Source organism: Falsiroseomonas oleicola, assembly GCF_019029495.1.
Classification (GTDB): domain Bacteria; phylum Pseudomonadota; class Alphaproteobacteria; order Acetobacterales; family Acetobacteraceae; genus Falsiroseomonas; species Falsiroseomonas oleicola.
In genome coordinates, this window is sequence record NZ_JAERQM010000002.1 from 320,475 (window position 1) to 344,033 (window position 23,559).

At 72.5% G+C, this 23,559-nt stretch carries 21 protein-coding genes; 16 read left to right on the forward strand and 5 right to left on the reverse strand.

Features of this window, described 5'->3' with window-relative positions; all coding sequences use genetic code 11:
* On the reverse strand, nt 1-1,110 hold the full coding sequence (locus tag JJQ90_RS08350; RefSeq protein WP_216874300.1) for a PA0069 family radical SAM protein: 1,110 nt from the start codon (nt 1,108-1,110) through the stop codon (nt 1-3).
* Between the two features lie 74 nt (nt 1,111-1,184).
* Here JJQ90_RS08350 and JJQ90_RS08355 point away from each other — a divergent pair, with 74 nt between their 5' ends.
* From JJQ90_RS08355 to JJQ90_RS08385, 7 genes are all read left to right on the forward strand, one after another.
* On the forward strand, nt 1,185-1,850 hold the full coding sequence (locus tag JJQ90_RS08355; RefSeq protein ID WP_216874301.1) for a TIGR04283 family arsenosugar biosynthesis glycosyltransferase: 666 nt from the start codon (nt 1,185-1,187) through the stop codon (nt 1,848-1,850).
* Nucleotides 1,847-2,518: a TIGR04282 family arsenosugar biosynthesis glycosyltransferase gene (locus JJQ90_RS08360; protein ID WP_216874303.1), complete on the forward strand. Its 672-nt coding sequence runs from the start codon at nt 1,847-1,849 to the stop codon at nt 2,516-2,518. The genes JJQ90_RS08355 and JJQ90_RS08360 overlap by 4 nt, the downstream gene beginning before the upstream one ends.
* The gene (locus JJQ90_RS08365) at nt 2,515-3,288 is read left to right on the forward strand and encodes a class I SAM-dependent methyltransferase (RefSeq protein ID WP_216874305.1); all 774 of its coding nucleotides are present in this window, start codon (nt 2,515-2,517) and stop codon (nt 3,286-3,288) included. The genes JJQ90_RS08360 and JJQ90_RS08365 overlap by 4 nt, the downstream gene beginning before the upstream one ends.
* 54 nt (nt 3,289-3,342) lie before the next feature.
* On the forward strand, nt 3,343-3,723 hold the full coding sequence (locus JJQ90_RS08370; protein WP_216874307.1) for a hypothetical protein: 381 nt from the start codon (nt 3,343-3,345) through the stop codon (nt 3,721-3,723).
* A gap of 200 nt (nt 3,724-3,923) precedes the next feature.
* Nucleotides 3,924-4,559, forward strand: coding sequence for a ribonuclease HII (locus tag JJQ90_RS08375; protein ID WP_216875214.1), 636 nt, complete (start codon nt 3,924-3,926; stop codon nt 4,557-4,559).
* Nucleotides 4,560-4,625: 66 nt separating this feature from the next.
* The gene (locus JJQ90_RS08380) at nt 4,626-5,714 is read left to right on the forward strand and encodes a site-specific DNA-methyltransferase (RefSeq protein ID WP_216875215.1); all 1,089 of its coding nucleotides are present in this window, start codon (nt 4,626-4,628) and stop codon (nt 5,712-5,714) included.
* Nucleotides 5,704-6,297: an AAA family ATPase gene (locus JJQ90_RS08385; protein WP_216874309.1), complete on the forward strand. Its 594-nt coding sequence runs from the start codon at nt 5,704-5,706 to the stop codon at nt 6,295-6,297. Before JJQ90_RS08380 ends, JJQ90_RS08385 begins: the two co-directional genes overlap by 11 nt.
* Here the strand turns inward: JJQ90_RS08385 and JJQ90_RS08390 are convergent.
* From JJQ90_RS08390 to JJQ90_RS08405, 4 genes are all read right to left on the reverse strand, one after another.
* Nucleotides 6,294-6,815, reverse strand: a complete 522-nt coding sequence (locus JJQ90_RS08390; RefSeq protein WP_216874311.1) for a biotin transporter BioY — start codon at nt 6,813-6,815, stop codon at nt 6,294-6,296. The genes JJQ90_RS08385 and JJQ90_RS08390 overlap by 4 nt on opposite strands.
* Nucleotides 6,816-6,874: 59 nt before the next feature.
* Complete coding sequence (locus JJQ90_RS08395; protein WP_216874312.1) at nt 6,875-7,687, reverse strand: M48 family metallopeptidase; 813 nt, start codon at nt 7,685-7,687, stop codon at nt 6,875-6,877.
* A gap of 81 nt (nt 7,688-7,768) precedes the next feature.
* Entirely contained in the window at nt 7,769-9,850 is a 2,082-nt protein-coding gene (locus tag JJQ90_RS08400) for a methyl-accepting chemotaxis protein (protein ID WP_216874314.1), read from the reverse strand.
* An 81-nt stretch (nt 9,851-9,931) separates the two neighbouring features.
* On the reverse strand, nt 9,932-10,987 hold the full coding sequence (locus JJQ90_RS08405; protein ID WP_216874316.1) for an A/G-specific adenine glycosylase: 1,056 nt from the start codon (nt 10,985-10,987) through the stop codon (nt 9,932-9,934).
* A 2-nt stretch (nt 10,988-10,989) separates the two neighbouring features.
* Here JJQ90_RS08405 and JJQ90_RS08410 point away from each other — a divergent pair, with 2 nt between their 5' ends.
* The 9 genes from JJQ90_RS08410 (at nt 10,990) to JJQ90_RS08450 (ending at nt 23,508) form a co-directional block, all read left to right on the forward strand.
* On the forward strand, nt 10,990-11,451 hold the full coding sequence (locus JJQ90_RS08410; protein WP_216874317.1) for a DUF721 domain-containing protein: 462 nt from the start codon (nt 10,990-10,992) through the stop codon (nt 11,449-11,451).
* A 26-nt stretch (nt 11,452-11,477) separates the two neighbouring features.
* Nucleotides 11,478-12,122 carry a thioredoxin domain-containing protein gene (locus tag JJQ90_RS08415; RefSeq protein WP_216874318.1) on the forward strand — a complete coding sequence of 215 codons (645 nt, stop codon included), beginning with the start codon at nt 11,478-11,480 and terminating at the stop codon, nt 12,120-12,122.
* Between the two features lie 12 nt (nt 12,123-12,134).
* Nucleotides 12,135-16,226 carry a chromosome segregation SMC family protein gene (locus tag JJQ90_RS08420; protein WP_329959409.1) on the forward strand — a complete coding sequence of 1,364 codons (4,092 nt, stop codon included), beginning with the start codon at nt 12,135-12,137 and terminating at the stop codon, nt 16,224-16,226.
* A 123-nt stretch (nt 16,227-16,349) separates the two neighbouring features.
* The gene (locus JJQ90_RS08425; protein WP_216874320.1) at nt 16,350-16,829 is read left to right on the forward strand and encodes a molybdopterin-dependent oxidoreductase; all 480 of its coding nucleotides are present in this window, start codon (nt 16,350-16,352) and stop codon (nt 16,827-16,829) included.
* Nucleotides 16,830-16,835: 6 nt separating this feature from the next.
* Nucleotides 16,836-19,166: a putative bifunctional diguanylate cyclase/phosphodiesterase gene (locus JJQ90_RS08430; protein WP_216874321.1), complete on the forward strand. Its 2,331-nt coding sequence runs from the start codon at nt 16,836-16,838 to the stop codon at nt 19,164-19,166.
* A gap of 124 nt (nt 19,167-19,290) precedes the next feature.
* Complete coding sequence (locus JJQ90_RS08435; RefSeq protein WP_216874322.1) at nt 19,291-20,265, forward strand: Bug family tripartite tricarboxylate transporter substrate binding protein; 975 nt, start codon at nt 19,291-19,293, stop codon at nt 20,263-20,265.
* Nucleotides 20,266-20,386: 121 nt separating this feature from the next.
* Nucleotides 20,387-22,279, forward strand: a complete 1,893-nt coding sequence (locus JJQ90_RS08440) for an ABC transporter ATP-binding protein (RefSeq protein WP_329959410.1) — start codon at nt 20,387-20,389, stop codon at nt 22,277-22,279.
* 115 nt (nt 22,280-22,394) lie between these two features.
* On the forward strand, nt 22,395-22,694 hold the full coding sequence (locus JJQ90_RS08445; RefSeq protein ID WP_329959411.1) for an AtpZ/AtpI family protein: 300 nt from the start codon (nt 22,395-22,397) through the stop codon (nt 22,692-22,694).
* Between the two features lie 58 nt (nt 22,695-22,752).
* On the forward strand, nt 22,753-23,508 hold the full coding sequence (locus JJQ90_RS08450; protein ID WP_216874323.1) for a F0F1 ATP synthase subunit A: 756 nt from the start codon (nt 22,753-22,755) through the stop codon (nt 23,506-23,508).
* Nucleotides 23,509-23,559 lie beyond the last annotated feature (51 nt).

Sequence of the window (23,559 nt, forward strand, 5' to 3'; positions counted from 1 at the left end):
CTACAAGAGCTCCATCTGCCGCGCCTCGGCGCGCGGCGCCTGGAACTGGCTGCAATCCAGCGCGCCGAACTGGCCCGGCCGCCCTTCCAGCCCATAGCGGCGCAGGGCGATGCGGAAGCGCTGGGACAGCAGCTCGGCATAGGCGCCGCTGCCGGTCTGGCGCTGGCCGAAGCGGGCGTCATACAGCCGGCCGCCGCGCGTCTCCCGCACCAGGGCCAGCACGCGGGCGGCGCGGTCCGGGTGGTGTTCCTGAAGCCAGGCCTCGAACATGCCCTTGATCTCCAGCGGCAGGCGCAGCAGCACATAGCCGGCATGGGTGGCGCCGGCATGGGCGCTGGCTTCCAGGATGCGCTCCATCTCCATGTCGTTCAGCCCGGGAATCATCGGCGCCGCCAGCACGCCGGTCGGGATGCCGGCCTTGGTCAGCGCCGTCACCGCCGCCAGCCGCTTCAGCGGATGGGCCGCGCGCGGTTCCATCACCCGCGCCAGCTTCATGTCGAGCGTGGTGACGGAGAGGCAGACCCGCACCTGGTTGCGCGCCGCCATGCGTTGCAGGATGTCGAGGTCGCGCAGCACCAGCGCGCCCTTGGTGACGATGGTGACCGGATGGCCGAAGCGTTCCAGCACCTCCAGCACCCGCCGCGTGATGCCCAGCGTGCGTTCCACGGGCTGGTAGGGATCGGTATTCGCCCCCAGCGCCACCGGCTTCGGCCTGTAGCCCGGCTTGGAAAGTTCCTTCTCCAGCAGTTCGGGCAGGTTCGGCTTGAACATCAGCTTCGATTCGAAATCGAGGCCGGGGGACAGGCCGATATAGGCGTGGCTGGGCCGGGCGTAGCAATAGACGCAGCCATGCTCGCAGCCGCGATAGGGGTTCAGCGACCGGTCGAAGCCGATATCCGGGCTGTCGTTCCAGGACATCGCGCTGCGCGCATGGTCGCGCGTCAGCGTCGTCGCCAGCGGCGGCAATTCGGCGAAATCGGTGTCCAGCGTGCCCCAGCCATCGTCATAGAGTTCGGAATGGCTCGACTCGTAGCGGACGCCCGGATTGGTGACGGCACCCCGACCCTTGCGGGCCAGGGAGGGCATCGCGGTGGCACCTCCGTCCGGCATGGCTCCGATCCTCTTGTTTCGCGGTTTGTTCTCAGGCATCAGAAGACATTCCCGCGCAGGGCGTCAAGAACAAAATGAGAATAGAGGGCCTTTCCGTCGTCATCCCCGCGCTGAACGCCGCCGCCACCCTGCCGGCGGTGCTGGCGGCGCTGGGCGATGCGCCGGCGGAGGTTCTGGTGGTGGATGGCGGCAGCACGGATGGCACCACGGCCCCGCGCCTCATCACCGCCCCGCGCGGCCGTGGCACGCAGATCGCAGCCGGCATCGCCGCCGCGCGCGGCCCCTGGCTGCTGCTGCTGCATGCCGATACCCGCCTGGCGCCCGGTTGGGCGGAGGCCGCCGGCGTCGCCATGGCCAGCCCCGATCGCGCCGCCTATTTCCGCTTCGCCCTGGACGATGCCGCGCCCCAGGCCCGCCGGCTGGAACGCGCCGTCGCCTGGCGCTGCCGCGTCCTCGGCCTGCCCTATGGCGACCAGGGCCTGCTGATCCATCGCGACCTGCTGGCGCAGGTGGGCGGGATGCGCCCGCTGCCCTTGATGGAGGATGTGGACCTCGTCCGCCGCCTCGGCCGCGCGCGCCTGGCCGCGCTGCCCGTCGCCGCCGTCACCTCCGCCGCGCGCTGGCGGCGCGATGGGTGGTGGGCGCGGTCGGCGCGCAACCTCACCTGCCTCGCCCTCTTCTACGCGGGCCTTCCCCCGGGCATGATCGCGCGGATCTATACGGGCCGAGGGCGCCGATGAGGGGTGACACGCTGCTGGTCTTCGCACGCGCGCCGAGGCTGGGCGCGGTGAAGCGGCGCCTGGCGAAGGGCATCGGCGCCATGGCCGCGCTGCGCTTCTATCGCGGCCAGCTCGCCGCGCTGCTCGCCGCCGTGGGGCGCGACCGGCGCTGGCGGACGGAGCTGGTGGTGACCCCCGCCCGCGGTGCCGCCCGCTGGCCGGCCCATCTGGCCCGTTCCGCCCAGGCCAAGGGCGATCTCGGCCAGCGCATGCAGCGCGCCATGGCGCCGCATCGGCGCGTGGTGCTGGTGGGCAGCGACATCCCCGGCATCGCGGCCTCGGACATCGCCGCCGCCTTCGCCGCGCTCGGCCGCGCCCAGGCGGTCTTCGGCCCGGCGGAGGATGGCGGCTACTGGCTGGTCGGCTTCGGCCCGCGGCGCCCGCCAAAACCCTTCGCGGCGGTGCGCTGGTCCTCCGACCAGGCGCTGGCCGATACCCTGGCCAATTGCCACGGCCGCCCCGTCGCCCTGCTGCGCACCCTGCGCGATGTGGACACGGCCGAGGACCTCGCCTGGCTCGACGGCGACCGCGCGGTGACGCCGCCCGCCGCGCTGGCCCGCCTGACCGCCACCCCCAAGCGCCGCGTGAAGCGCCCCCAGCGCCCCGGCCGGAAGCCCCCCCGCCCATGAGCAACCCGAACTGGAGCGCCACCAGCGCCGACTACGCCCGCCACCGCCAGGGTTTTCCGCCCGGCCTCTATGACATGCTGGCGCATGAGGCCTTGCTGCGCCCCGGCATCGCCGCGCTCGACCTCGGCACCGGCACCGGCACCCTGGCACGGGGCCTTGCCGCGCGCGGCGCCACCGCGCTGGGCCTCGACCCCGCCGCCGGCCAGGTCGCCGCCGCGCGCCGGCTGGCGGAGGCCGAGGGCCTGGCCGACCGCGCCCGCTTCGATGAGGGCATCGCCGAGCGCACCGACCAGCCCAATGCCGCCTTCGACCTGGTCACCGCCGGCCAGGCCTGGCACTGGTTCGACCGGGGGCTGGCGGCGGCGGAGGCGATGCGGGTGCTGAAGCCCGGCGGCGCACTGCTGATCTGCCACTTCGACTGGATCCCGCTGCCCGGCAATGTCGCCCATGCCACGGAATTCCTGATCGAGGCGCATAACCCGCATTGGCGCATGGGCCGCGGCACCGGCTTCTACCCGGCCTGGGCCACGGACCTCGCTCTGGCCGGTTTCCAGGATATCGGCTTCGGCGGCTTCGACCACGCCGCGCTCTACAGCCGCGCGGACTGGATCGGCCGCATCCGCGCCTCCGCCGGCGTGGGCGGTGCCCTGGGGGGCGAGGCGGTGGCGCGCTTCGAGGCGGAGCTGTCGGCGATGCTCGATGCGCGCTTCCCGCAGGACCCGCTGGCGGTGCCGCACCGCGTTTTCGCGATCTGGGGCTGGAAACGCTAACCCAATCGCAACCTCCGCCGGCGCAGCCTTCCGAAAAAGCCGGAGGCTGCGCCCATGCCCGACAGCGATCCCAACCGCACCGAACTGGCGCGGGAGATGCGGCAATCCATCGCCCGCCACCTGGCGGAGCTCCACCGCCTGCACATCGCCCTGGCCGCCGACAGCCGCGCGCTCAAGCGCCTGACCATCGAGGGCCATGCGCAGTCGGAGATCGAGATCGCGGCGGAGATGCTGGAGCAGTACACGGCCGCGAGCGGCGCCTTTCTCGAAAACATGCGTGGCCGCTTCGAGAATCGCCTCGGCCTGCTGCGGCGTGGCGCCCCGGTGGGGCCGGATGCGGCGCTGGGGCAGGGGCCGGTGGGGCATGGCCCGTACTGGTATGCCTTTTCCCGGCTCTGTGCCGCGCTGCGGCTGGTGGAACGGCGCACCGGCTGATGGCAACCAACGGCCGGATTGAAGGACCAGCGGTCCGCATGGCGGGCCGAGCGGCCGAACGGCCGCCGCGCCAAGTGGCGCGCAGCCAAGCCCCCGGAGGGGGTGCCGGCGCTTGAGGCAATGGCAAACATGCCGACGAGTCGCCGCAGGCGGCCGTCGCCATGATTTCGCCGGTTGGCAAAATGCCCTATGCCCGGCGCATGCCGGATTACAGCCACGAATCGCAGGCCGGCGGGCGGGTCGCCGGGGTGGATGAGGTGGGGCGCGGGCCGCTGGCCGGGCCGGTGCTGGCCGCCGCCGTGGTCTTCACCGCGCCGCCCGCCGCCGCCCTGGCCGCGCTGCTGGATGACAGCAAGAAGCTGAACGCGGCCCGGCGGGATGCCGCCTATGTCGCGTTGCTGGAAGCCGCGCGGCGCGGCGAGCTGGAATACGGCATCGCCGCCGCCAGCGTGGCGGAGATCGCCCGGCTGAACATCCTGCATGCCAGCCACCTCGCCATGGCCCGCGCCCTGCGCCGGCTGCGCGCGCCCTGCGACCTGGTGCTGGTCGATGGCAATCGCGCGCCGCCCGTGCCTTGGGCCGTGCGCTGCCTGGTGGGCGGGGATTCGATCAGCCTGTCGATCGCCGCCGCCTCCATCCTCGCCAAGGTCACCCGCGACCGGGCCATGGCGCGGCTCGATCCGCGCTTTCCCGGCTGGGGTTTCGGCCGCCACATGGGCTATCCCACCGCCGAGCACCGCGCCTGCCTGGCTCGCCTCGGCCCCACGCCGCATCACCGCCGAGGCTTCGCCCCGGTCGATCAGTTCTTCCTGCAACTCACCGCGCCAAGTATCTGAGTTGACGGCGCGACTCGGCGCCGCGCATGTTGCGACTCGCGAATCGAGGGGGTGCGTGGCGTTACGATGGGGATGGGGCTCGACCTGCCGCTGGACGAGGTGCTGCGCGGCGACTGCATCTCGGTGCTGAAGCGCCTGCCGCCGGCCTCGGTGCACATGATCTTCGCCGATCCACCCTACAACCTTCAACTGAAGGGGGAGCTGCGCCGGCCGGATGACAGCCTGGTCGATGCGGTGGACGATGCCTGGGACCAGTTCGCCAGCTTCGGCGCCTATGATTCCTTCACCCGCGAATGGCTGAGCGAATGCCGCCGGGTGCTGCGCAAGGATGGCACGATCTGGGTGATCGGCAGCTACCACAACGTGTTCCGGCTCGGCACGTCGCTTCAGGACCTGGGCTTCTGGATCCTGAACGACGTGGTCTGGCGCAAGGCCAACCCGATGCCGAATTTCCGCGGCCGGCGCTTCACCAATGCGCATGAGACGATGATCTGGGCGGCGCGCGGGCCGGAATCCCGCTACCGCTTCAACTACGCCGCCATGAAGTCGCTGAACGACGACATCCAGATGCGCAGCGACTGGTATTTTCCGCTCTGCACCGGGGGGGAGCGCCTGCGCGGCCCGGATGGCGCCAAGCTGCACCCGACCCAGAAGCCGGAAGCGCTGCTGCACCGCGTGCTGCTGTCCTGCACGTCACCGGGGGAGGTGGTGCTGGACCCCTTCTCCGGCACCGGCACCACCGCCGCTGCCGCCAAGCGGCTCGGCCGGCGCTATATCGGGATCGAGCAGGACCCGGTCTATGCCGCCGCCTCGGAGGAAAGGCTGCGCGGCATCGTGCCGATGGATGAAAGCGCGGCGCTGGCTTTGCCGAACAAGCGCGAGCAGCCGCGCATCGCCTTCGGCGTGCTGGTGGAACGCGGGCTGGTGCCCGCCGGCAGCACGCTGGTGGACCGCAACCGCCGCTGGCGCGCCGTGGTCGGCGCCGATGCGACGCTGCGCTGTGGCGAGGCGGTGGGCTCCATCCACAAGGTCGGCGCGGCCTTGCAGGCGGCACCCTCCTGCAACGGCTGGACCTTCTGGCATGTCGAGACCCGCGACGGCCGGCTGCGGCTGATCGACGAGCTGCGGCAGGAGATTGCGCGGGATGGCGGCTGACCGGCCGGTCCTATGGCTGATCGCCGGCCCGAATGGTGTCGGCAAGACCAGTTATGCCCGACGCTACCTACGGGCCGCGGCCGGCACCGAGCGTTTCGTCAATCTGGATGAGATAGCGCGCGGCTTCTCGCCGCTGACGCCGACACCGGATGCCGAGACGGCGACGAAGGCCGCGCGAACGGTGCTTCTGCACATTGCAGACCATATCGCCCAGCGACGCAGCTTCGCGCTGGAAACAACCCTCGCCGGCCGCACCCATCTGCGCACCATCGCCGCCGCCAAGGCCGCCGGCTTCGCGGCCAACCTCGTCTTCTGCATCCTGCCGGATGTGGAGATGGCGCTGGCCCGTATCGCCGCCCGTGTCACTGCCGGCGGGCATTCGGTGCCCGAGGCCGATGCGCGGCGCCGGTTCCCCCGCGCTTGCGCCAATTTCGCGGCCTATGCTGGCGCCTGCGACCTGTGGCGTATCCTCGACACGCAGCAGGCGGAACCCCGGCTGGTTGCCGCCGGCCCGCCGACCGCGATCGCCGACCCGTTCCTGCTCGCGGGACTTCCGGCTTCGTTGCGCGAGGCCTTGATTTAGCGCCGGCTCAGCGCCCGCAGCAGCGCCCAGGCCAGAGCGGTCTTCACCGCCGTGCCGGGCACGAACAGCAGGAAGCCGACCTCGAAGGCCCTTGCCCAGCCGGTGAAGCCGGCCAGCCAGGCCACGCCCGGCACGAAGATCAGCAGATGCGCGGCCAGCAGCACCGCGCCCTGGCGCCACATGTCCAGCCCGCGGGCGAAGCCGGCCAGCCAGCCGGCGAGCAGGAAGCCCAGCAGATAGCCCGCCGTCGGCCCCATCATCACCGCGAGCCCGCCGGTGCCATGGGCGAAGACCGGCAGCCCCATCGCGCCCTGCGCCAGATAGGCCATGACGGCGGCAAGACCCGCCGCCGGCCCGCCCAGCGCGCCCAGCAGCAGCACGGCCAGCGTCTGCAGGGTGGCGGGCACCGGCCACATCGGCAGGCTGATCTGGGCGGAGGCCGCCAGCAGCCAGGAGCCGAGCAGGGCAATACCGGCGAAGCGCAGCGCCGGGCGGGTGGATGTCAGGGCGATGGCCATGGGCAGGGTCTCCAAAGCGTTTCCGCCCCGGTGTGACGCTGGCCGCGCCGGCTGTCCAGTCAGCCCGGCCGCACCGGGATGCGCCCCTGCGTCGCGCGCAGCTGGGCCACGGTCTGGTCGAAGGCCGCGATCCGCTCCGGCCCGGCGGGGTGGCTATCGAACATTCCGCTCTCCTGCCGGTCCGACAGCCGCGCCATGGTCAGCAGGAAGCTGCGCGCCTTATCCAGGTCGTAGCCGGCGCGGAACAGGATCAGGGCGCCCAGGTGGTCGGCCTCCCGCTCCTGATCCCGGCTGAAGCTCAGCCGGCCGAGACGTCCGCCGAGGCGTCCCGCCCCCTCGATATCGCGGCGGTTGCTGGCGGCGGAGTTGCGCCCGCCCGCCAGCGCCCCGGCGATGACCAGCGCGCCCATCAGCGTGCCACCGATCGCCGCGCCGACCTGCTGGTTGGCGCGGCCCTGGCGCACATGGTCGGCGGCGTGGTGCGCCAGTTCATGCGCCATCACCAGCGCCACCTCGTCGTCGTTGCGAGCATATTCCAGCACGCCGCGATTGATCTCGACCCGGCCATCGCTGCCCGCGGCGGCGTTCAGCGTGGTGCTGCGGGAGGTACGGAAGAACCAGTCGCAGCGGTTCAGCCCGATCTCCCGGCAGATCTCCAGCGCCGGCGGATTCAGCCGGCCGGCGATGCGCCGGACGGTGGCGCTGGCCTCGCCACTGGCCAGCATGCGGCGCGGCGTCACCCGGTCCTGCGCCGCCTCCGCCGCGGCGAGGCGCACGGACTCCGTGGGCGGCAGCGGCGGCGGCCGCACCGCGCCGCCGCAACCGCAGAGCATGGCGCCGAGGCCCATACAGAAGACGCGGCGTCCTGCCATCGCGCACCCATTGCCTTTCCGTATCGGCAGGCTGGCATGCGCGCGCTGGTTGATTCAAGACGTTGCTGTAACGCCCTGTGGTCAGGCCGCCCGGATCGCCGTCAGGAAGCCCGTCACCTGGCCGCGCAGCGCATCCGCCTGGCGCGACAGCCCGGCGGAGGCGTCGCGCAGCCCGCCGGTCGCGGCGGCGGTGGCCTCCGCGCCCTGCATGACCTCGGCCGTCCGGCGCGTCACCTGATCGGTGCCGGTCGCGGCCTGGGCCACGGCACGGCCGATTTCCTGCGTGGCGGAGGACTGTTCCTCGGCCGCCGCCGCCACCTGGGTTGCGATCTGCGCCAGATCCTCGATGGTGCGGCCGATGCCGCGAATCGCCTCCACCGCGCGGCCCGTCTCCGCCTGCATGGCGCTGATCTGGGCGCCGATCTGCTCGGTGGCCTTGGCGGTCTGCGCCGCCAGGGCCTTCACCTCCCCGGCCACCACGGCGAAGCCCTTGCCGGCATCGCCGGCCCGCGCCGCCTCGATGGTGGCGTTCAGGGCCAGGAGGTTGGTCTGGCCGGCGATCGACTGGATCAGCCCCACCACATCGCCGATCCGCGATGCCACCTCCGCCAGCCCGCCCATGGCGGCATCGGTGGTGCGGGCATCGACGGCGGCGCGCTGGGCGATGCGGGCGCTGTCGGCGATCTGGCGCGCCACCTCGGCGATGCTGCTGGCCAGCTCCTCGGCCGAGGCCGCGACGGTCTGCACATTCTCGGACGCCGCGCCGGCGGCCATGGCCATGCCCTCGGCCTGTTCCCGCGCCTCGCCGGCGGCGCGGCCCAGCCGGTCTGCCGTCGCGTCCAGCGGTGCGGCAGCACCGGCCACGGCTTCCAGCACGGTGGTCACCTCGGTCTCGAAGCGTTCCACCAGGGCCTGGGTGGCCTCGGCGCGGCGCATCTTGGACTCCTGCTCCGCCACGGCCGCGGCGGCGGCCTGGCGGGCCGCCTCGGCGTTCTGGCGCAGCACTTCCACCGCCTCCGCCATATGGCCCACCTCATCGGCGCGGCCCCGGCAGGGCACGGTCACGGCATTGTCGCCCTGTGCCAGGGCCTGCACCGTGCTGGTCAGCTGCACCATCGGCACCACCACACGGCGCACCAGCAGCAGGCTGAGCCCCGCGAGCAGCAGGCCGACCAGCCCGATCACGACCAGTTCCAGGGCCAGCGTCGCATTCGCGGCCTGCTGCTTCGCCGCGGCCAGGCCGGCCGCTTCCGCCAGCGCCGCGTCACGCACTTCCAGCAGGATCTGGAGGGAGGGGGTGGCGAAGGCGGTGAAGGCGTCGCCATCCATCGGATAGGTGCCGCCCACACGGCCGGCCGCGACCAGTTCGCGGACCTTGCCGGCCGCCTCTCCGAAGAAGCGTCGCTCGACCGACTCGATCGCGCTGGCGAGGCCAGGCGGGTTGCCGACCAGCCCGGCCAATTGCCGAACCTGGCGCCAGCCGGTCTCCAGCACCCGGCCGGCACCGGCGATGGTTTCCAGCTCGGCCGGCGTCAGGGCGCGGGCATTGCCGCGGGCGGTGGCGATGGCGACGATCTGGCGGCTGCCGGCATCGCGCAGGTCCCACACCATGCGCGCCGCCTGCACCAGCGTCTCCAGCCCCTCGCCGAGGCCGGCGATGCCGCGATGGCTGGCATCCAGCGCCGCGGTGATCTCGGTCAGCAGGCCGTCATAGACCTGCTGCGGCCGGGCGCGGGCCGCTGCCGTGCGCTCGGCCATCGGCAGCAGGGCGGCGCTGCGGGTGGCGGCGCGCAATGTCGTCAGGGTGGCGGGCATCGCCTCGATGCGCCGCATATGCGCCTCCAGCGCGGCATCGCCGGCGTGGTGCAGGCCGGTCAGGGCGGCGGCCAGCGCCTCATCGGTGCTGGCCTCGATGGCGCTCAGCCGTGTCAGCAGGGCGGCATCGGCCGGGGCGGCGGAGTGCATGCGGATCACCCAGTTGCCACGCTCGATGACCAGCTTCTCGGTCAGGCGCAGCAGGCCGGCGGCGGCCTCCGTCAGCCCGCTGGCCTGCGCCGCGCCGCGGCTGCGCTGCCACTGGTCATGGGCCATGAAGCCGCCGACCGCTGCGCCGACCGAGGCGATTCCCAGCATGGCGAGGGTGAAGAGGGTCTTGATTCGCATTGCGGCTCCGGCCTGACTGTCAAGCTGGATTTACCACACGGAGTATTGAGAGGACTTGAATCGTCCCGACTATCCGCCCGACTATCCGATCGCTTCCAGCGCCAGCAGCCGGTGCATGGCGCTCGGCATGGCGGCGCGGGCGGCCTGGGGGTCCATCCAGGCGAAGCCGGGCGCCTCGGTCGGGCCGGGCAGGCGGGCGGTGAGCAGCGTCATGCGCAGCTCGAAATGGGTGAAGCCATGCCGGGCTTCCCCGGGCGAAGGCAGCCAGGCGAGCCCGGGCAGCGGGGCGTGGTCCAGCGCCTCCGCCGCCGCCCAGGCCGTGGCGCGCCAGGGCGTGCCGGGGATTTCGAGCATGCCGCCCAGCAGCCCCTTCGGCGGCCGGCGGCGCACCAGGATGGCGCCGGCATCGTCGAACAGCAGAAAGTGCACGCCATGCCGGGTTGGCCGTGCCCGCTTCGGCGTCTTGCGCGGCAGCTCCGCCTGCACCCCGGCCGCCCGGGCGGAGCAGCCGTCGCGGAAGGGGCACAGCGCGCAGGCGGGGTTGCGCGGGGTGCAGATGGTGGCGCCCAGGTCGAACAGGGCCTGGGCGAAGTCACTCGGCCGGGCGCGCGCCGCCGCATGCGCCATGAAGCCCTGGGCCAGCGCCGTCAGGCGCGGCTTGGCGGCGGGCAGGGGCGTTTCCTCCCGCATCAGCCGCGCCACCACCCGCTCCACATTGCCATCCGCCGGCACCACCGGCTGGCCGAAGGCAATGGCGGCGACGGCGGAGGCGGTATAGGGGCCGATGCCCGGAATCGCCCGCAGCCCCTCCACCGTGCGGGGAAAACCCTGCGCCGCCAGGGCCTTGGCCCCGGCATGCAGGTTGCGGGCGCGGGCGTAGTAGCCGAGGCCGGCCCATTCCTCCGCCACCTCCTCCCACCCCGCAGCGGCCAGCGCCTGGACATCGGGGAAGCGGGCGAGGAATCGTGTATAACGCGGGCCGACGGCGGCCACGGTGGTCTGCTGCAGCATCACCTCCGACAGCCAGACCCGGTAGGGGTCGGGCCGGCTGGCATCGTCGCCGCGCCAGGGCAGCACCCGGCGATGACGGTCATACCAGGCCAGCAGCAGGGCGGGATCGGGGAGGGAAGGGGTCACGCATGGCGGAAGATGGCGACCGGCGGCGATTCCCGACAGCCCCCCTGCCGCTGTCCTCCCTGATTCCGCGGCTGACCCGCCCGGCCTTCCGCAAGCGCAGCCCGGCCGGGGCGCAGTTGATGGCCGATTGGCCGGATGTGGTCGGCCCCGCTTTGGCGGCCTCGACCCAGCCGCTGCGCCTGACCTCCGGCACCCTGACCCTGGCCTGCGCCGGGCCGGTGGCGATGGAATTGCAGCATCTGGCGCCGGAGCTGATCGGCCGGATCAACGCCCATCTCGGTCGCACCACGGTGGAGCGGCTGCGCTTCGTGCAGCAGGCCCCGGCCGGCGCCCCACCCCCCCGGCCGCGGCCGAAGCCGGTGACGCTGCCGGAGGGGGTGGAGGCGCGGCTGGCGGAGATGCCGCCGGGCGAATTGCGCGATGCTCTGGCAAAGCTGGCCCTCGGCGTCTATCGAAAGCGCTGACCGACCCTTTTCGGAGGCTGCCTTCCATGCCCGACCGCCGTTCACTGCTGACGCTCGCCGCCGGTGCCCTGGCCTTCGCCCCCGGCGCGGTGCTGGCGCAGGGCGCCGCCCCGGCCACGCCGCCCCCGCCGGCGCTCGCCGCCGATGACCCGCGCATGACGGAGCGCAGCCTGGGCCGCGCCGACGCGCCGGTGACCGTGATCGAGTATTTCTCGCTCACCTGCGGCCATTGCGCGGCCTTCCACCGGGAGACCTGGCCCAAGGTGAAGTCGGACCTGGTGCAGGCCGGCCGCATGCGCATGGTGTTCCGCGACTTCCCGCTGGATGGCCTGGCCCTGGCCGCCGCCGCCGTCGCCCGCAGCCTGCCGGCGGAACGCTACGAGCCCTTCATCTCCACCCTGCTGTCCAGCCAGGACCGCTGGGCCTTCGCGCGCGGCGGCGACCCGCGGGAGGAGCTGTTCAAGGTCGCCGCCTTGGCTGGCATGCCGCGCGCCAAGTACGACGAGGTGCTCGCCGACCAGGCGCTGGCCCGCGCCATCCTGGCCGCCCGCGTCGCCGGGCAGCAGGAACACAACGTCTCCTCCACCCCCACCTTCGTCTTCGGCAGCCGCGCCGTGCCGGGCAACATGACCTTCACCCGCTTCGCGCAGCTTGTGGGCGAGACCCGCTGATCCATGGAGTCCGTGCCGGCAGAGCAGCCGGGTGAAACCCCCGACGAGCCGGCACGGACCGAAGAGCAAGTCGAGGCCGCGCGCCGCGCGCGGCTGACCAAGCTGCGCATCGCGGGCTTCAAGTCCTTTGCCGAGGCCACGGTGGTGGAGGTGCTGCCCGGCCTGACCGGCATCGTCGGCCCGAATGGCTGCGGCAAGTCCAATGTCGTCGAGGCCCTGCGCTGGGCGATGGGCGAGACCAATGCCCGCGCCATGCGCGGCGGCGAGATGGACGACATCATCTTTGCCGGCACCTCCACCCGGCCCGGTCGCAACCTGGCCGAGGTGACGCTGACATTGGAGGAAGCCGGCGGCCTCGCCCCGCCCCCCAATGCCGAAGCCCAGGATCTGGAGATTTCGAGAAAAATCGCGCGGGGGGAGGGCAGCTCCTTCCGGGTGAATGGCCGCGAGCTGCGCGCCCGCGATGTGCAGACGATGTTCGCCGATATCGGCTCCGGCGCCCGGTCCTCCGCCATGGTCAGCCAGGGCCGCGTCGCCGCGCTGATCTCCGCCCGGCCGGAGGAACGCCGCGCGGTGCTGGAGGAAGCGGCGGGCATCGCCGGGCTGCGCGCCCGCAAGCATGAGGCCGAACTCAAGCTGCGCCAGGCGGAGACCAATCTCGGCCGGGCGGAGGATCTGCTCGGCCAGATGGAATCCGGCCGCCAGAACCTGCAACGCCAGGCCCGCCAGGCCGCGCGCTACCGCAACCTGTCGGGGCTGGTGCGGGAGGCGGAGGTGGAGTGGCTCGCCATTCTGCGGGCTCGCGCCCAGGCCGCCCTGACCCAGGCGCGCGACGCCTTTGCCCATGCCCGCCATGCGACCAGTCAGGCAGAGGCCGCTGCCGAGGCCGCGGTGCGCCGGGCCTTCGCCGCCGAACAGGGCCTGCCGGCGCCGCGCGCGGCGGAAGGCAATGCCCGCACCGCGCTGGAACGCCGGCGCGTGGAGGCGGAGACGCTGGGCGCCGAGGAAGCCCGCGCGCGGGAAGCGCTGGCCGGCGCCGTGCAACGTCATGCCGCATTGGCAAAAGACCTGGACCACGCCGCGCGGGTGGAGGCGGATGCCGACACCGCCGAGGCACGCCTGACGGCGGAGGGCGAGGAACTTGCCCGGATCGCCGCCGAACTGCCCGGCCGCAGCGCCGATGCCGAGGCCGCTGAACAGGCCGCCATCGCCGCCGTCGCTGCTGCCGTGGAAGCCGCCGACCGCGCCACCCAGATCGCCGCCGAGGCCGCCGCCCAGGCCAATGCTTTGGCAGTTGCCGAGGCCGAGGCGGCGACGCGCGCCGAGCGCCTCTCCCAACAGCACCGCAGGATCACGGCCGATCATGCGGCGGCCCAGCAGGCGCAAATCCCGGAGGAAGCCCGCGCGGCGGCGGCAACGCGGGTGACGGAGGCCGAATCGGCGCTCGCCGAGGCCGAAGCGGCGCTCTCCGCCGCCGAGACCGCCCGCGCCACCGCCCAGGCGGCGCATGAGGCGGCCCGCCGCCTGGCCTCCGAGGCGGAGGCCACCGAATCCCGCGCCACGGCCGAACTCCAGGCCGCCGAAACCGCCGCAAGGCGCGGCGCCGAACAGCAGGCGCGCCTCACCGCCGAACGCGACGCCGCCCGCGCCGGGGCCGTGCCGGAGGCCGAGATGGCCGCCGGCCGCGCCGAGGCGCAGGCGGCCACCGCCGCTTTGGCCGAGGTCCGCGCCGCGCTCGACGCCGCCGAAAAGACCCGCGCCGCCGCCCAGACCCGGCATGAGGCCGCCCGCACCGCCGCCAGCGAGGCCGGCGCCGCCCGCGCCCGCGCCGCCGCGGAGGCCACGGCCCTCGCCGATGTGCTGCGCGCCCGCGAAGTGGGCGGGGGCGCCGAGACGGTGCTCGACCGCATCGGCGTGCCGCCCGGCCTGGAAGCCGCGCTGGGCGCGGCGATGGGGGAGGGGCTGGACGCGGCGCTGGACACCGACGCGCCGCGCCATTGGCGGGTGCTGCCGCCGCTCGACCCGATGCCGGCCCTGCCGGCCGGCGCCACGCCGCTGGCCCGGCTGGTGGAAGCGCCGGATGCGCTGGCCCGTGCGCTGTCCCAGGTCGGGCTGCTGCCCAAGGGCGCCGATGGCGCGTCACTTCAGTCGTTGCTGAAGCCCGGCCAGTCCCTGGTGACGGAGGATGGCGCCGTCTGGCGCTGGGACGGCCAGGGGCTGTTGCCCGGCATTCCCACCCCCGGCGCCGTCCGCCTCGCCCAGCGCAATGCGCTCCGCGCCGCCACCGCCCGGCTCGACAAGGCCGAGGCCGCCGCCGGCGCCGCCGGCCAGGCCCGCGCCGAGGCCGCCGCGGCCGAGCAGGAATCGCGCGGCGCCGAGGCAAGGCAGCGGGAGGCGCGCGCCACCGCCGAACGCCGCGCCAACCTCGCCGCCACGGCGCTGGACCGGCTGACCGCGCGCGACCAGCAGGCGCAGCAGCGCCTCGCCGCCATCGCCCCCCAATTGGCGCGCCTTGAACAGGAGGTGCAGGCTGCGACCGCGGCGCTGGAGGCCGCGCGCATCGCCCGCGCCGCCGCCCCCGACGCCGCCGCCGCCCGCCAGTCCCGCAGCGCCGCCGCCGCCGAGGAATTGTCGGCAACCCGCGCCGAGACCGCCGCGCGCGAGGCCCGGCGCGGCGCCGAATCCCGGCTGACATCGGCGCGCGACGCGGCGCGCGGCCTCGCCGCGCGGGCGGCGGAGGCGGAAGCGCGGCTGGCCGCGCTGACCCCGGAACTCGCCCGCATCACCGCCGAGCATGAGGCCGCCGCGAAGGCTTTGGCGGAGGCCCAGGCCGCCCGCGCCGCCGCCCCCGACCTCGCCGCGCTGCGCGCGCAGGTGGAGGCGGCGCGCCTCGCCCTCTCCCAGGCCCGCGACACGGAGGCCGGCTGCCGCGACAGCCGCGCGACGCTGGCGGCGGAGGCCACCCGCATCGCCCAGCGCCAGGCGGCGATCGGGCCGGAGCGGGCGGAATGGGCGCGCCGCAGGACGGAGGCCGCCGGCCGCCGCCAGGAACTCGCCCAGCGCGCCGCCGCCGCCGCCGCCGAGCGCGATGCCCTGGCCGAGGCGCCGGAGACCGCCGCCGCCCAGCGCGCCGCCGCCGGCCGCGCCCTGGCCGAGGCCGAGGCCGCCCACAAGGCAGCCGCCGCCGCGCTGACCGCCGCCGAGACCGAGGACCGGGAGGCCGCGATCGCCCGGCGCGGCGCCGATGCCGCCTTCGCCCAGGCGCGCGAGGCACAGCTCCGCATGGAGGGCGCCGCCGGCCAGGCGGAGGCCGCCGCCCTGGCGGTGGAGGAGCGCATCGTCGAACGCCTCGGCGAGGGTCACCCGCCTCTGCCGCGGGAGGTCCCCGAGCTGACCGACCAGGCCGAGGACAAGGCCCGCCGCAAGATGGAGCGGCTGACCAAGGAGCGGGAGGAGATGGGCCCGGTCAATCTCCGCGCCGAGGCCGAGCTGAACGACCTGGACGCCACCCGCGCCCGGATCGAGGCGGAGCGCCAGGAAGTGGCCACCGCCATCGCCAAGCTGCGCGGCGTGATCGGGCATCTGAACCGGGAAGGCCGCGAAAGGCTGCGGGTGGTCTTCGACAAGGTCGATACCGAATTCCGCGCGCTGTTCACCCGCCTGTTCGGCGGCGGCAAGGCGCATCTGGCCCTGGTCGGCTCCGACGACCCGCTGGAGGCCGGCTTGGAAATCTTCGCGGAACCGCCGGGCAAGAAGCTGTCCTCGCTGAACCTGCTCTCGGGCGGGGAACAGGCGCTGACGGCGCTGTCGCTCGTCTTCGCCGTGTTCCGCTGCAATCCCGCGCCGGTCTGCGTGCTGGACGAGGTCGATGCGCCGCTGGACGACGCCAATGTGGAGCGCCTGTGTGACCTGCTGGAGGTGATGGCGGCCGGCGACGACCAGGGGCGCGGCGGCACCCGCTTCCTGATCGTCACCCATCACCCGCTGACCATGGGGCGGATGCACCGGCTGTACGGCGTGACCATGCAGGAACGCGGCGTCTCCCGCCTGCTGAGCGTTGATCTCCAAAGGGCGGTGGAGATGGTGGAGGGCGCGCCGGGCTGATTCCCTGGCCAGGCCCATCACGGCGATTTCCTTCGTCGCGTTAACTATTTTCATCGAATTGTGAGCGAGACTGGGCGACCGCGCAAAAAATGCGACGTGATCTCTCCGATCTGGAATTCCGCCATGCGGCGCCGCAGCCTCGTGCTTATTCCGCTTCTCGCCGCCTTGCCGGTGCAGGCCCAGCCGCAGCGCGGCCGCGTCATCCTGCGTGTCACCGGACGCATCACCGGGGCGGAACGCAGCTTCGACCTTGCGGAGCTGGAGGCGCTGGGCCTGGAGGCGCTGCGCACCCGCACGACCTGGACGGGTGCCGATACGCTGCATTTCAGCGGTGTCCCCCTCGCCCGGCTGCTGCGGGCCGTGGGCGCGCAGGGTGACCAGCTGCGCGCCACGGCCCTGAACGACTATGCGGTGAACCTGCCGCGCGAGGATGCCGACCGTCACGGCGCCTTCCTCGCCACGCGCCAGGATGGGGTGCCGCTGCGGGTGCGCGATCGCGGCCCCATCTGGCTGATCTACCCCTGGTCGGCCCGGCCGGATCTCGACCGATCCGTCTATCGAGACCGGGCCATCTGGCAGCTTCGCCACATTGATGTGAGCTGAGGCCGGATGCCGCGCCGGGGGCGCCTGAGGTTCCACGGCACCGGCTGGCGCAGTGCCACGCTGCTTCTGGCGGCCGTTGTCCTGCTCGTCATCTCGGTCGGCGCGGCCTTGCAGCGGGCGCGCGAGCAGTTCCGGCTGGAGGCTGGCAGCCAGCGCGTCTCCATCTGGTTCAGCACCCAGGCGCTGGTGGAGCTGCACCGCTTCGGCCTGGCCCTGCAGCGTCACCATCGGGGCGAGCCGGGCTGGGACCAGGACCGGCTGCTGGAGCGCTACGAGATCCTGCTGAGCCGCCTGCCGCTGCTGGAGGGGGCGGAGGAGGCGACGACACGCACGCTCCAGGACAGCAGCGACGTCGTCGCCGGCATGCAGGCTGCGATGGAGCAGATCGAGCCGGATATCCTGCTGCTTCGGGCGGGCGACGCGGCCACCTTCGCCCGCATCGACGCCGTGGTCGGCGAAGTCGACCTGCTGCTGACCCGGCTGAACCTCGATCTGCATACCGAACGGCGCAGGGCGGTGGAGGTGGCGCGCGTCAACTCCCGCCAACTGGGCGTGATCTTCGTGGCCAGCCTGTGCGGGCTGCTGCTCTCGGTGCTGCTGCTGCTGCTGCTGATCGCCCGCGGCGGCCAGCGGGCGGCGGAGGCCGAGCGCACCCTGCGCGTCCTGGTCGACGCGCTGCCCGTCGGCATCGCCGCCTTCGACCCCGACGGGCGGATCGTGCTGATGAACGAGGCCGGCCTCAATCTCGCGCGGCTGGAGGATGAGGCGGCGGCGCTGGGCCGCCGCGCCACCGAGATCGGCGCCTCGTCGCGGGTGGAGGAGGATATCGAGCGCGTGCTGGCGACCGGCGTGGCGCTGCCGACCCAGGAACAGCACGTCCGCCGGCCGAATGGCGAGGATCTGACCCTGATGGTCAGCACCGCCCCGGTCTTCGCCGGCACCGACCTGGTGCGGGTGGTGCGGGTGGCGCTGGATGTGACGGAACAGCGCAGCGCCGACCGCCGCATCCGCCACCTGGCGGAGCATGACACGCTGACCGACCTGCCCAACCGGCTGCTGTTCGGCACCCGGCTTCAGGCGCTGCTGGGTCGCGCCGCACCGGATCGCATGCTGGCGGTGCACTGCATCGACCTCGACCACTTCAAGGAGGTGAATGACAGCCTGGGCCATCCGGTGGGCGACCAGTTGCTGCTGGCCGCCACGGCCCGGATGCGCGCCGCGATGCGCCCCGAGGACATGCTGGCGCGACTGGGCGGCGACGAATTCGCCGTGATCCAGCCCGGGCTGCGCAACGAGGCAGAGGCCACGGTCTTCGCGGAGCGGCTGATCCATGTGCTGGCCCAGCCCTATCGCCTGCAGGGCTATACGCTCCGCTCCGGCGCCAGCATCGGCACCGCCGTGGCGCCGCAGCATGGCACCACGGTCGAGATGATGCTGAGCCGCGCCGACATCGCGCTGTACCGCGCCAAGGCGGGCGGCCGTGGCCAGGCGGTGATGTTCACGCAGGAACAGGAGGAGGTGCTGCGGCTGCGCCGGCAGATGGAGGAGGATTTGCGCCAGGCACTGGATCTCGGCCAGCTTTTCCTTGTCTTCCAGCCGAAGTTCAGCATCGCCACGGGCCGGCTGAAGGGCTGCGAGGCGCTGCTGCGCTGGCAGCATCCGCAACGCGGCCTGGTGTCCCCGGGCACGTTCATCCCGGTGGCGGAGGAGACCGGGCTGATCCACCCGATCACCCAGCGGGTGCTGGATCTCGCCTGCCGCCAGGCGATGGCCTGGCGCCTGCAGGGGCTGGAAGTGCCGGTCGCGGTCAATCTCTCCGCGGGGCATTTCGGCGCCGACCAGGGCCTGCGGCTGGTGGAGACGGCGCTGGCCGAGACCGGCTGCGACCCGGCGCTGCTGGAGGTGGAGGTGACGGAGGGTCTGTTCCTGCGCTGCGCCGAGACGGCCCGGCGGAACCTGGAGGCGCTGCGTGGGCTGGGCGTGCGCATCGCCCTCGACGACTTCGGCACCGGTTATTCCTCGCTCGGCTATCTCCAGCACCTGTCCTTCGACGTCATCAAGCTGGACCGCAGCTTCATCCTCGGCCTGGGCGAACCGGCGACAGCGGATTCCGTGCCGGGCCGGCGGATCGCCGATGCCATCATGCGGCTGGCGCATGGGCTGGGGGCGGAGGTGGTGGCGGAAGGGGTGGAGACGGAGGCGCAGCTCAACGTGCTGCGCCAGCTTGGTTGCGACCATGCGCAGGGCTTCCTGCTGGGCCGGCCGATGCCGGCCGAGGCGCTGTCCGAGGTCGCGCGCGGGCAGGCGGAGGGCGCGGGTAGCCGCAGCGTGGCTTGACCGCCGAGGCTGCGGCCCCCAACAATGCATGCGTTAGCCCATTCGCTGGCGCGCGCCTTGATGGCGCGCTTTGGCGTCGGGAAAGCAGGCGGGACAACCGCCGGTGCATGGGGGAGACCATCCGATGACCACACGCCGCGCTTTGCTTGGCGCCACCCTGGCCTTGCCGGCCCTGGCCAGCGCCCGGGCCCAGGGGAACTGGCCGGAACGGCCGGTGCGCATGATCGTGCCCTTTCCGCCGGGCCAGGCCGCCGACATCTTCGCGCGCGTCATGGCCGATGAATTGTCGAAGCGCTGGCCGCAGCGGGTGGTGGTGGAAAACCGCGCCGGCGGGGCCGGGGCCATCGGCATGGATGCGGTGGCCCGCGCCACGGCGGATGGCTATACGCTGGGCATCGGCACCTCCGGCACGCTGGGCGTGAACCCCTCCGTCATGTCGCGGCTGCCCTATGACGCGGAGAAGGATTTCGCCGCGGTCACCAATATCTTCACTCTGCCGCTGATCTTCGTCGCCCATCCGAGCTTCGAGGCGAATGACATCGCCGGCTTCGTGGCGCTGGCCAAGGCGCAGCCCGGGCAGGTGCAATATGCCTCCGCCGGGCCGGGCACGGCGCAGCACATGACGGCGGAGATGCTGTCGCACAGGCTCGGCCTGCAGATGCAGCACGTGCCCTATCGCGGCAGCGGGCCGGCCATGGCGGATCTGCTGGGTGGCAATGTGAAGGTGATGGTGGACAGCCTGGCTTCCGCCCTGCCGCATATCCAGGGCGGCCGCATCAAGGCGCTGGCCGTCACCGGCCGGGCACGCACGCCGCAATTGCCGAATGTGCCGACGGTGGCGGAGACGGTGTCGCCCGGCTTCGAGGCGCTGGGCTGGTCCGGCATCGTCGCCCCCGCCGGCACGCCCGCCGATATCATCCGCAAGGTGAATGCCGATGCCGTGGCGATCCTGCGCGATCCCGCGGTTTCGGCCCGCATGCTCCAGCTCGGCGGTTTCCCCGACCCCGGCACGCCCGAGGAATATGGCGCCTTCATCAAGGCCGAGATCGCCAAGTGGCGGGAAGTCGCAAGGGCCGCGAACGTCCGCTTGGATGGCTAAAGTCGAGGGTCCCAAGGGGCCACTGCCCCTTGGTGGGGGAGCTTGAGGGGGCAACGCCCCCTCAATTTGTCATCCGCGCCCCCCGTTGACGCCGCCCCGATGACGGCGCGTTGTGCCGTCGATGTTCCTGTTCCGTCTCTTCGAGCGCGCCGTCGATCCGGTGGCGCCACCCGGGGCCCGCGCCGCGCGCTGGTTCGGGGTTCCCGTGCCCGAAGCCCCGCCCCCGGCGCGGCTGACCGGCTTCTACTGGCATTTCGCGCGCCAGGCGCGGGCGCTGTTCGGGCTGCTGTTCGCCACCGGGCTGACGGTGGCGCTGCTCGACCTGCTGATCCCGGTCTTCATCGGCCGCGTCGTCGGCCTGCTGGAACAGCATGGGCCGCAGCGGATCTGGGCGGAGGCCGGCGGCACGCTGGCCGGCATGGCGGCTGTGCTGCTGCTGGCCCGGCCGACCGCCATACTCTGCCAGAACCTGGTGACGCAGCAGGCGATCATTCCCGCCGTCACCTCCATGATCCGCTGGCAGAGCCATTGGCAGGTGGTGCGCCAGGGCTGGACCTTCTTCCAGGAGGATTTCGCGGGGCGAATCGCCAACCGGGTGATGCAGTCCGGCCCGGCGTTGCGCGAATCGGTCGTGCAGTCGGTGAATGCCGTCTGGTACATCCTGGTCTATGGCACCGGGGCGGTGCTGGTGCTGGCGTCGACCGAATGGCGGCTGGCGATTCCGATCCTGGTCTGGTTCGCGCTTTACGCCACGCTGCTGCGGCTGATCGTGCCGCGCATGCGCGACCGCGCGCGGAAAGCCAGCGAGGCGCGCAGCCTGCTGACCGGGCGGGTGGTGGACAGCTACACCAATATCGTCACCGTCAAGCTGTTTGCCCGCGCCGAACAGGAAGACGCCTGGGTGCGGGAGGGGGTGGAGCAGCTCAATCGCGATTTCGCCCGGCAGACCCGGCTGGTGACGCTGAACGGCTTCCTGCTGTCCACGCTGAATGCCTCCATGCTGACCTCCACCGCGGGGCTGGCCATCTGGCTGTGGTCGCGGGGGGAGATTCCCTTGGCGGTGGTGGCCTCGGCTTTGCCGATGGCCTGGCAGATCGCCAATATCTCCGGCTGGGTCGCCTTCAACGTGGCCGGCATCTTCGAGAATATCGGCGTGGTGCAGGAGGCGATGGGCAGCATCGCCGTGCCGCAGACCGCGCCTGATCCGCCGGGGGCGAAGCCGCTGGCGGTGCGCCAGGGCGCGATTCGCTTCGAGCAGGTCCGATTCGGCTATGGCCGGGCGAGTGCCATCGGCGCGCCGCCGCGCGGCGCCGTGCTGCATGACTTCGACCTGGACATCGCACCGGGGGAGCGGGTCGGGCTGGTCGGCCATTCCGGGGCGGGCAAGACCACCGCCATCAACCTGCTGCTGCGCTTCTTCACGCCGGAGGGCGGGCGCATCCTGATCGACGGCCAGGACATCGCCGGGGTCACCCAGGAAAGCCTGCGGACCTCGATCGGCGTGGTGACGCAGGACACGGCCCTGCTGCACCGCTCGATCCTGGAGAACATCCGCTACGGCCGGCCGGAGGCCAGCGTGGCGGAGGTGGTGGCGGCGGCGGAACGCGCGGAGGCGCATGACTTCATCATGGCCCTGTCCGACTGGCGCGGCCGCACCGGCTATGACGCCCATGTGGGGGAGCGTGGGGTGAAGCTCTCGGGTGGCCAGCGCCAGCGCGTGGCGATCGCCCGGGTGCTGCTGAAGGACGCGCCCATCCTGCTGCTGGACGAGGCCACCAGCGCCCTCGACTCGGAGGTGGAGGCGGCGATCCAGGCCAGCCTGGAACGGCTGATGGCGGGTAAGACGGTGATCGCGGTGGCGCATCGCCTGTCCACCCTGGCGCGGATGGACCGGCTGGTGGTGCTGTCGCAGGGGCGGGTGGCGGAGCAGGGAAGCCACGCGGAATTGCTGGCGCAGCGCGGCGTCTATGCCAATCTGTGGCAGCGGCAGTCGGGCGGGTTCATCGGGGAGTAGGGGCGCTTACGGCGGCGAAGCCATGTTGCAGCGCGTTCATCACCTTGACACCCCGGCCCCTACACCGTAGGAGCGGGCCGCCTTCCGGGCGGGGCGCCGCAGGGGAGAGCGACGGGTGGCGGAAGACGACGGCTTCGAGCAAAGGCTCCGGCAGGCCCGGGCACGGCAGGGGATGGATCCCAAGCCGCGCCTCAACGGTCCTCTGTCGGGGAGCAGCGCGAGTGTTGGTTTCCGCGCCGGTGTCGAGGTGGTTTCGGCGCTGGTCGTGGGCATTGCCCTTGGCTGGTACCTGGATCGCTGGCTCGGTACCTGGCCGTGGCTTTTCCTGCTGTTCTTCGTTATCGGCAGCGTCGCAGGGGTGATGAACGTCTATCGTTTGTTCGACCCTCGGCGCAGTTCCGGGAAGCAGGATTAGAGGCTGCCGCAGCGCGGCAAGTATGCTCCCCCGTTCGCGGGGGGACGGGAGATTGCGAGTGGCCGCCGAATCCGGATCGATCGACGCCCTGAGCCAGTTTGAGCTTGCCCCCGTTTTCGGGCCGGTCGGCGCCGCCGTCGGCTTCACCCAGTCCAATGCGCATATGCTGCTGGCGGCCGGGCTGATCACCGCGCTCCTGATGTTCGGCATGGCCGCCCGCGCCGTGGTGCCGGGGCGCCTGCAATCCTTGGCCGAATCATCCTACGAATTCGTTCACGGCATCGTCGACAGCCAGGTGGGGCATGGCGGCAAGCGCTTCTTCCCCTTCGTCTTCACGCTGTTCATGTTCGTGCTGTTCGGCAACATGCTGGGCCTGTTCCCCTACGCCTTCACCTATACCAGCCATCTGGCGGTGACCTTCGGCCTGGCGCTGATCGTCTTCGTGGTGATCACCGCGGTCGCGCTGGCGCTGCATGGCCGGAAGTTCTTCGGCTACTTCTTCCCCGAGGGTGCGCCGCTGTGGCTGGCGCCGATCATCGTGCCGGTCGAGGTGGTGTCCTACCTCTCGCGCCCGGTGAGCCTCTCGGTGCGTCTGTTTGCCAACATGGTCGCCGGCCACGTGCTGCTGAAGGTGTTCGCCACCTTCGTGGTCATGCTCGGGGCGCTCGGCGCGGTGGGGCCCCTCGTGGCCACGCTGCCGCTGGCGGTGAACGTGCTGCTGATCGGGTTCGAGATCCTGGTGGCCTTCCTCCAGGCCTATGTCTTCGCGATCCTGACCAGCATCTACCTCCACGACGCGGTGCACCTGCACTAGGCCGCTCCGGCTCAGGCAGGCGCCCCGCGCGCCGGACCAAGATCCACCCTC